The sequence below is a fragment of the Desulfothermus sp. genome, assembly GCF_053993635.1.
The window spans coordinates 1-8,970 of the sequence record NZ_JBMYBT010000050.1 but is presented as its reverse complement, the minus strand read 5'-3'; the positions used below and the strand labels follow the sequence as shown (position 1 = coordinate 8,970).

8 protein-coding genes are annotated in these 8,970 nt (G+C 33.5%); 6 read left to right on the top strand and 2 right to left on the bottom strand.

Features of this window, described 5'->3' with window-relative positions; genetic code table 11:
* Both ldhH and ACY2V1_RS03755 read right to left on the bottom strand, forming a co-directional pair.
* A partial coding sequence (ldhH, locus tag ACY2V1_RS03760; protein ID WP_461833460.1) for an L-lactate dehydrogenase (quinone) large subunit LdhH occupies nt 1-1,997 on the bottom strand: 1,997 nt, incomplete at its 3' end.
* Nucleotides 1,998-2,058: 61 nt separating this feature from the next.
* The gene (locus ACY2V1_RS03755; RefSeq protein ID WP_461833459.1) at nt 2,059-2,523 is read right to left on the bottom strand and encodes an LUD domain-containing protein; all 465 of its coding nucleotides are present in this window, start codon (nt 2,521-2,523) and stop codon (nt 2,059-2,061) included.
* Nucleotides 2,524-2,725: 202 nt separating this feature from the next.
* Here ACY2V1_RS03755 and ACY2V1_RS03750 point away from each other — a divergent pair, with 202 nt between their 5' ends.
* The 6 genes from ACY2V1_RS03750 to ACY2V1_RS03725 form a co-directional block, all read left to right on the top strand.
* Nucleotides 2,726-3,817: a TRAP transporter substrate-binding protein gene (locus ACY2V1_RS03750; RefSeq protein WP_461833458.1), complete on the top strand. Its 1,092-nt coding sequence runs from the start codon at nt 2,726-2,728 to the stop codon at nt 3,815-3,817.
* A gap of 60 nt (nt 3,818-3,877) precedes the next feature.
* Nucleotides 3,878-4,378, top strand: a complete 501-nt coding sequence (locus ACY2V1_RS03745) for a TRAP transporter small permease subunit (RefSeq protein ID WP_461833457.1) — start codon at nt 3,878-3,880, stop codon at nt 4,376-4,378.
* Nucleotides 4,378-5,703, top strand: a complete 1,326-nt coding sequence (locus ACY2V1_RS03740; protein ID WP_461833456.1) for a TRAP transporter large permease — start codon at nt 4,378-4,380, stop codon at nt 5,701-5,703. The genes ACY2V1_RS03745 and ACY2V1_RS03740 overlap by 1 nt, the downstream gene beginning before the upstream one ends.
* Nucleotides 5,704-5,716: 13 nt before the next feature.
* Nucleotides 5,717-7,096: an FAD-binding oxidoreductase gene (locus ACY2V1_RS03735; RefSeq protein WP_461833455.1), complete on the top strand. Its 1,380-nt coding sequence runs from the start codon at nt 5,717-5,719 to the stop codon at nt 7,094-7,096.
* A complete protein-coding gene (locus tag ACY2V1_RS03730; RefSeq protein ID WP_461833454.1) occupies nt 7,096-8,349 on the top strand; it encodes a (Fe-S)-binding protein in 1,254 nt (417 codons plus the stop codon). The genes ACY2V1_RS03735 and ACY2V1_RS03730 overlap by 1 nt, the downstream gene beginning before the upstream one ends.
* Nucleotides 8,318-8,970 (top strand): FadR/GntR family transcriptional regulator (locus ACY2V1_RS03725; protein ID WP_461833453.1); only part of this gene is annotated, 653 nt, incomplete at its 3' end. The genes ACY2V1_RS03730 and ACY2V1_RS03725, both read left to right, overlap by 32 nt.

The following is an 8,970-nucleotide window of genomic DNA, read 5'->3' as shown; positions in this document are numbered from 1 at the left end:
ACAATATCTGCCTTTGTTGAAATAATATTTTCTATTTTGTTATCAAGTATTTTTGATGAAATCTCAGGAAAATCAAATGAAAATGACCCACCAAATCCGCAACACTTATCACTATCCTTAAGGGGAACAAAATACTCACCTAAAATAGGTTTTAAAAATTCTTCAGTAGAAAAACAGAGTCCCCTTTTTTGATGACAAGGGTTGTGGTATGTAACTTTATATTCGTGTTTATATGTAATTTTAAGACTTAATTCACTTAGAAATTGGGATAAAGACTTGACCCTTTCTCTAAGTTCTATACTCTTTTGATAATCTTTTGGGGAGATGTTAGTATATCTTGGATATTCATGTTTAATGGTTGAGCCACAGGTTGGACAAAGCACCAAGACATCTTGGTCTATATCTTCATCAAAAAATCTTAAATTCTTTAATATGGTTTTTAATCCCGCACTTCCAAGCCCCATATGAAGAGAAGGAAGTCCACAACATACCATTTTTTTAGGGATATCAACTTTAACATCTATTTTGTCTAAAAGGTTTAATAAATATAGCCCCATATCTGTAAAAAAATATTCAATTGCACAACCTGAATAGAAAAAAACTCTGGATTTATACAATTTCTTTCTGTTTTCATTATAATATTTTTGGTATATTTTTGTAAAAGACATGTGAGCAAAAGCTGGAAGTACTCTAAAATTTAGATCCTTAGATACAAAGGGAATTTTATCTATCTCTTTATTTTTTACAATTGGCTTTTGTAAAAATTTTCCAATTTTGGAAATCTGGGAAAATACATATGGATTAGGTAATACATTATAAGCAGCAATCTTTTTATAAGTTGGAACATGATATTTTTCTGAAATCGCAGCATTAATATCAAAGATTAATGATTGTAAATCTATACCTGCAGGACAATTTACTGAACAGGTCTTACAACCAATACACATTTTTAAAAGTTCATTTGCAATTTTTTCATCTTCATAAAAACACGTTAAAATAAGACCAATTGCTCCAACATAAGTTGAACCGAAAACATGTCCTCCTACTATTTCATAAACTGGACAAACATTTGCACAACTTCCACATCTAATGCACTTTAAGGCCTCTTTTAATGCAGGATTTTTTAAAATAGGAAGCCTGCCATTATCCAAAAATACAAAATGAACCTCTTTATTGTCAGAAGCTGGATATGTACCAGAAATCCAGGAAACATATGTGCTAATTATCTGGCCTGTTGCACTCTTTGGTAAGGCCCTTAATATCTTTAAACTATCACTAAAGCTTCTAACCAATTTTTCATATCCTAAGAGTACTATATGCACATTTGGAATAGTTGTTGTCAGCCTTGCATTGCCCTCGTTTGTCACAATTGCAATAGTTCCAGTCTCAGCTACCGCAAAATTTGCACCGGTTATACCGACTTTTGCCTTAAAAAAATAGTCTCTCAAGGTATGGCGGGCAATCTTTACCATATTTTTTATATCATTTTCATCAACTTTACGTCCTTTTATCTTCTCGAATAATCTAGCAACCTCCTGCCTACTTTTGTGTATCGCTGGCATGACCATGTGAGAAGGCTTCTCTTCTGCAAGCTGCAAAATCCATTCACCAAGATCAGTTTCAATGGGAGTTATATCATTTTGCTTTAAAAAATCATTTAGCCTTATCTCTTCAGATGTCATTGACTTTGATTTTACAATCAAATCTGCACCATGTCTTTTACATACATCCAAAATATAGCTGTTTGCATCATGACTATCCTTTGCCGCATACACATAACAGCCCTTTGCTTCAGCATTCTCCTTAAACTGTTCATACAGGGAGACAATTTCATCATATGAATAATCTTTGATTTTATTTAGCTGCCTTCTGATATTTTCAAAATCATGACCCTGATATGCCTTTTCTTTGGCAATTTTATAATTTTCAACAAAGGCTTTTAAATTTTTATATAACACTTCATTAGAAATTGCCTGTTTTATTTTGTCTCTGACCATAAAAGACTCCTATGCGTAACTTCATAATTAATAAAAACCATCAATTTCAATGCAAAGGGAATTATCTATCTTCTACAATAAAAATATTTGTCTCACATGGACCATGAACTCCTATTGTGAGCACCCTCTCAATATCAGCCGTCCTGCTAGCGCCTGTTATAAAGGCTATATAGGCATTTTTTCTGGTAAGATCTCTCAAAAACTCTTCAATATCTTCTAAAGATTCCACAATCTTTGATCTAAAAACCACAATATCCAGTTTTTCAGCAAGACATGTTGTCTTTCTAAGCTGAAAGTCTAAAGAATTAATTACTACAGAACCTGTCTCCGCAATTCCATAATCTGCCTCTACAATAGCAGAAGAAATCCCATTTTTTCCCACATCTAACATTTTCAAAAAAGAAAAGGATGGCAACCATACAATATCATAATGGTGTTCAAATTCCTTTTGACTAAAATCGTGTTCTTTGACCAAATAATTTTTATTTCCAACCAATTTTGAGTAAAAAATAAATTTCTCCAACATAATATTGTCCTCACAAAATAAATTGGTAAAACCAATAATACAACTGCCATATTTTTGTCAATAGAGATTGCAAATAACCTTTTTAAAAAAACATAAAAATATATTGACAAAAAATGGTTTTATCGATAAATGATATTACCAATTTTTAGCTTCTTTTTGAAGTCCATATTTAACCTAATAAAAAATTAAATAGGAGGGTTTTATGAGAATTTTTATGAGAATTTTTATGAGAATTTTAAGTGTAATTTTTTTAGTTACTTTTTTAAGTGGTTCAACTTTAGCAAAGACTTATCATTGGAAAATGGTAACCACCTGGCCAACGGGTATTCCCTGGCATCAAACGGTTCTTCATTTTGCAGAAACAGTGTCAAAACTATCAAATGGTCAGCTTAAAATTAAGGTTTATCCTGCAGGTTCAATAGTTCCTGCTTTTCAAGTATTTGATGCTGTAAGGAATGGAGTAGCTGAAATAGGACACGATTGGCCAGGGTATTGGAAGGGTAAAAACCAGGCATTTGTAGCCTTTGCCTCTGTACCATTTGGCATGAATAACGTTGAATATTCAATCTGGCTTATGTCTGGTGACGGGATGAAACTAGCTAAAGAACTTTACGGTAAATATGGTCTTGTTCCTCTATTGGGTGGAAATTCTGGTCAGGAAATGGGTTTTTTTACCAAAAAACCAATAACAGAGGTATCTCAATTAAAGGGGATGAAAGTTAGAACAGTAGGATGGGCAGCAGATATATTAAAGGATATGGGTGTGTCTGTTACTCCGCTTCCTGGAGGAGAGATATATTTAGCTTTTGAAAGGGGGGTGCTAGATTCAGCTGAATTTTCGACTCCCTACATTACCTTTCCTATGGGATTTCAAGATATAGCTAAAAACGTAATGGTTCCAGGGTGGCATCAAACAGCTGTACAACTTATGTTTGAGGTCAACAAAAAAGCATATGATAAACTCCCAGATCATCTTAAATATGTGTTAGAGATAGCATCGAGGGAACTGCAATTATGGGATTTAACAAGGAGCGAATATAACAATGCCCTGGCAATTGAAAAATACGAGAAACAAGGAGTAAAGTTCAATAAATTATCAGATAAATCTTTGAATGAACTTAGAAAGACCACCAAGCAATATCTTGATACGTTAAGAAAGAAGAATCCTTTTCTTGATAAGGTGTTAACTTCTCAAGAAAATTTTATTAAACACTATTCAAAGTGGAAAGATTTGAGAAGTGGTGTTTCCGCCTATCCTTATGAAGATTATATAGCAGGTAAACATTACGAATAGTTATAATTTAATAAACAAAATGAAGGGGAGATTGTATCTCCCCTTTTTTGTGGAGGCTTTATGAAAAAGATTGCAAGGGCCATTGATTGTTTAAACGAAATTATTGGAAAAGTAACAAGCTATATTGTATATGTATTACTTTTTGTAGTTGTGTATGAGGTAATTAGAAGAAAAGTTTTTAATAGTCCGACCATGTGGGGATTTGAATTAAGTTATATGTTATATGCAGTTATGTTTTTAATGGGTTTAGGCTACACTTTAAAGCATAATATGCACATTGGGATAGATGTATTCTATTCTAAATTAAATCATAAACTACAAGGGATTTTAGATTTAATAACTTTCTTTATTTTCTTTCTCCCTTTTACACTTATTGCTATTAAATCTTCTTGGATATTTATGTTACAATCATGGCAAATTATGGAACATAGCCAGTCTCCATGGGCTCCTGCAATTTATCCCTTTAAAACATTTATGCCTGTAGCCTTTTTCCTATTGTTTCTTCAGGGAATATCTAACGCTATTAAATCTTATTATAAAATAAAAGGAGAAGAAATATAATGAGTCCAGAAGTGCTATCTATTAGTATGTTTGTATTCTTATTATTAGCAATTTTTTTAGGCCATCCACTGGGTATAACACTTGGTGCATTAGGAGTTATTTTCGGAATTTTAGGATATGGACCAGGAGCATTCTTTATACTGGCAAATAAAACTTATGGTCTTATGACTAACTATGTGCTTGTTGCAATACCTCTTTTTATTTTAATGGCACAATTTTTAGATAAATCTGGAGTTGCAGAAGAACTATACGAAACCATGTATATTGTGTTAGGTCCAATTAGGGGAGGACTTGCCCTTGCCACAATAGTTGTATGTACAGTGTTTGCTGCAACAACCGGAATCATTGGTGCGTCAGTAGTCGCAATGGGATTGTTAGCAGCCCCTGCAATGTTAAAAAAAGGTTACTCAAAAGAGCTCACTGCCGGCGTTATAACTGCTGGTGGCACTTTGGGAATTTTAATACCTCCCTCTATTATGTTAGTTGTGTATGGAGGTCTAATCGGAATGTCCGTTGGGAAGCTCTTTATGGCGGCATTTTTACCGGGCCTTTTACTCTCCTTCTTGTATCTTATCTATACATGGATTTATTGTACATTTATAAATCCAGATGCAGGTCCACCAATCCCTAAAGAAGAAAGAATTCATACCCTAAAACAAAAGATATTGATGACTTTTAAGTCAATGATTCCTCCTCTTTTTTTAATATTTGCTGTACTTGGAAGTATTGCTGCAGGAATTGCAACTCCAACAGAGGCTGCAGGATTGGGATGTGTAGGCGCATTGTTACTTGCAGCCTTTAACAAAAGATTAAATATTTCAATGTTAAAGGAAGCTGGATATTCTACACTTAAAATTACCTGTATGGTTATGCTTATATTTGTTGGCGCTAACTTTTATACTGCAGTTTTTATGGGTTTAGGCGGAGGCGACGTTTTTACTGAATTAATTTTTGCTATAAGTTCTAACAAATGGGTGATTTTAGGAATAATGATGTTTATAATTTTTATATTAGGAATGTTTGTTGATTGGTTGGGAATACTTCTTTTGTGTGTTCCAATCTTCACTCCCCTTGCAGTGGACCAACTCCATTTTGATCCTCTATGGTTTGCAATGATTGTATCCATTAATCTTCAAATGTCATTCCTAACTCCACCTTTCGGATATGCTCTTTTTTATTTAAAAGGTGTAGCTCCTAAAGGAATGACTATGGCTCATATATATAAAGGAATCCTACCCTTTGTTGCTTTACAGGCTGTAGGACTTATCCTTTGTATAGCTTTTCCCCAAATAATTACATGGCTTCCTTCTATAATATTTAAATAATGTGGAGTTTATTGTGAATAAAAATTTAATAAAAAAATTAAGAACAATACTCCCAAAAAAAGATCAAGTTATACATGATGAATCCCAACGTGCTCTCTTTTCCTACGATGCAGCGTTTTCTAAAAAAGTATTACCTGACATAGTTGTATTTCCAGAAAATGAAGAACAATTAAAGCAAATTATACAACTTATGTATGAAAATAATATACCTATAACAACAAGGGGAGCTGGGACAAATCTAAGTGGTGGTACAGTTCCCATAAAAGGCGGATGTGTACTTGTTACAACTAAGATGAATAAAATTAAAGAAATAAATGAAGAAGACCTTTATGCTGTAGTTGAACCTGGAGTTATAACAAAGCAATTTGCTGATGCAGTTGAAAAATATGGTTTGTTTTACCCACCTGATCCCGGAAGCATGTCCATCTCTACTATAGGAGGAAATGTTGCAGAAAATGCCGGAGGACTTAGAGGTCTTAAATATGGAGTTACAAAAGACTATGTTATGGGAGTAAAATTTTTCGACAGTCAGGGAAATGAGATTATTGGAGGAGGAAAGACAGTAAAACTTGTAACTGGCTTTAATCTAACAGGGCTTATGATAGCATCTGAGGGACTCTTAGGTATCATACACGAAATTACACTAAAACTCATCCCAAAACCTCAATCTTCAAGGTCAATGTTGGTCAAATATAAATCCATTATGAATGCATGCGATACTGTATCTGATATTATTGCATCCAAAATAGTTCCATGCACTTTGGAGCTTATGGATAACTTTACAATACGTGCTGTTGAAGAGCATGAAAAAATTGGCCTACCATTGGATGTAGATGCATTGCTTTTAATTGAAGTAGATGGACATAGGTCTGTTGTTCAAGAGGAATTTAACAAAATAAAATCAATTTGTGAAAAGCATAAGGGAGAAGTGGTAGAAGCAAAAGATGAAACTGAAAAAGCACAAATTTGGACTGCAAGGAGAAAGGCACTTTCCTGTCTGGCCAGACTAAAACCAACCTTAATTCTGGAAGATGCTACTGTACCTCGAAGTAGAATACCCTCTCTTATGGAGGAAATTCAACGTATTTCAAAAAAATACCAAGTAACTATTGGTACCTTTGGTCATGCTGGAGATGGAAACCTCCATCCAACGATCCTTACAGACAAAAGAGACAAAGAGGAAATGACAAGAGTTGAAAAGGCAATAAATGAAATATTTGAAAAGGCATTAATGCTGGGTGGAACTCTGAGCGGAGAGCATGGAATAGGTATCTTAAAGGCGAAGTTTATGGCAAAGGAAGTTGGTAAAGACACTTTAAATTATATGGAAAGATTAAAAAAGGGGATTGACTCTAAAAATCTTTTAAACCCAAACAAAATGGGACTGAAATAATGAAAAGATTAATCCATGAACTCAAGGACCTTGAAGAGTTAATAATTAAGTGCATGAAGTGTGGGATGTGTCAGTCAGTCTGTCCCCTATATAATGAAAATTTTTTTGAAGGCTCAGTTGCTAGGGGAAAGATAAGTTTAATTGAATCCCTGTATGAGGGGAATATAAAAGATGTGAAAAATACACTCAAAATCCTAGATTATTGTATACTTTGTGGAAGGTGTGAAAAAAATTGTCCAAGCGGTGTCAATACCGTTGAAATCTTTTTAAAAGCAAAGTCTACTCTTAGAAAAATAAAAAAATTACCTGTATACCAAAAGGCCATCTTGGAGTTAGCCTTATCTCATCCTTCTCTACTAACAAAAGTATCCCCCATGTTACATAAGGGATTTAAAATAGCAACAAAAGAAGTAAAAGATGATATTTATTATGTAAACTTAAAATTATTGGGGAATAGATATATAAAAGGTGTTAAAAAGACATTTTTTACATCAACTTATGGTGGTACTCATTATGCGAAGGATGAACAATTAAAAGTTATTTTCTATCCTGGCTGTGCAATCAATATGATATATGTTGATTGGGGTGAAAAAATTGTAAAATTATTAAATAGACTTGGAGTTACTGTTATTGTACCAGAGACAAATTACTGCTGCGGAATACCTGCTGCCACAATGGGGAAACTGGATATTATGAAAGAATTACTCAGTATAAATTATGATTTTTTTGATGCACATGATGTAAAATATGTAGTAACCTCCTGTCCTACCTGCAACCATACTCTTGAAAGCTTAAATTTAGTAGTAGATTTAAGCAAACCAGATGTGAAATTTATCGACATTATAATCTTCATAAAACAAGTCTTAAACATAGATATAAATGTTCATATAAAAGAAAAAACAAGTTTACATATTCCGTGTCATTATGAATCAGGTAATGTTCCAATATTAATAGATGTTATTTCAAAAATATCAAAAGACTTTATAGAACTCGAAAATAAAGATTGCTGTGGCTTTGGAGGTACGTTTAATTTAAAACACTACAAAGACTCTCTCACTTTATCCTTAAAAAAGGCGGAGGAAGTAGAAAAAAAAGGTATAAAAATGCTATTTACACCCTGTCCAGGCTGTGTTATGAATCTCTCCGATGCGGTTATGCATAGAAATTTAAAATGCAAAGTGTTGCATCCTGTAGAAATTTTATACGAGGCAATTGAAGGAGATGTTTCAAAAAATCAAGCCCAAACGCATTAGTGATGAAATTTTTGAACAAATTAGAAAACTAATTGTTGAAGGAAAATTAAGGCCAGGAGATAAACTTCCCCCAGAACGGGAACTTGCTGCTCAAATGGGCGTTAGCAGACCTACTCTTAGAGAGGCTATTAACAAACTAGAGGCAAGGGGACTTTTAGAACAACGACAGGGTGGTGGGACATTTGTAAAATCCCTGGGAAATGAAACCTTTGATTTTGCATTTGAGGAATATGCCAATAAAAAAGATGCAATAGTTGATTTAATGGAAGTTAGAAAAATTTTAGAGACCTGGGCGGCATATACTGCAGCTGAAAGAATTACAGATGAGGAATTAAAGCAACTTGACCAATATTTAAAAGAGATGGAGGAGGCATTAAAAAAAGGTAAAATAGGATATGACTCTGATGCAGACTTTCATTCTACTATATCCTATGCAACAAAAAATATCTTTTTAATACATATAATGAATACCATTTATCAATGGATAGAAAAGATTTCATATGAAGTTAGAAGCAGACTTTACAACGATTACTACAAACATGATCTATTATTCAAACAACATAAAGCCATCTATATTGCAATAAAAAACAAAGACGGATTAGAAGCCTATTCTGCAATGCT

What these genes read in the sequence shown, in the direction of transcription:
- ACY2V1_RS03755 (WP_461833459.1), bottom strand. Translation starts at nt 2,523, where the DNA reads ATGTTGGAGAAATTTATTTTTTACTCAAAATTGGTTGGAAATAAAAAT.
- ACY2V1_RS03750 (WP_461833458.1), top strand. Translation starts at nt 2,726, where the DNA reads ATGAGAATTTTTATGAGAATTTTTATGAGAATTTTAAGTGTAATTTTT.
- ACY2V1_RS03745 (WP_461833457.1), top strand. Translation starts at nt 3,878, where the DNA reads ATGAAAAAGATTGCAAGGGCCATTGATTGTTTAAACGAAATTATTGGA.
- ACY2V1_RS03740 (WP_461833456.1), top strand. Translation starts at nt 4,378, where the DNA reads ATGAGTCCAGAAGTGCTATCTATTAGTATGTTTGTATTCTTATTATTA.
- ACY2V1_RS03730 (WP_461833454.1), top strand. Translation starts at nt 7,096, where the DNA reads ATGAAAAGATTAATCCATGAACTCAAGGACCTTGAAGAGTTAATAATT.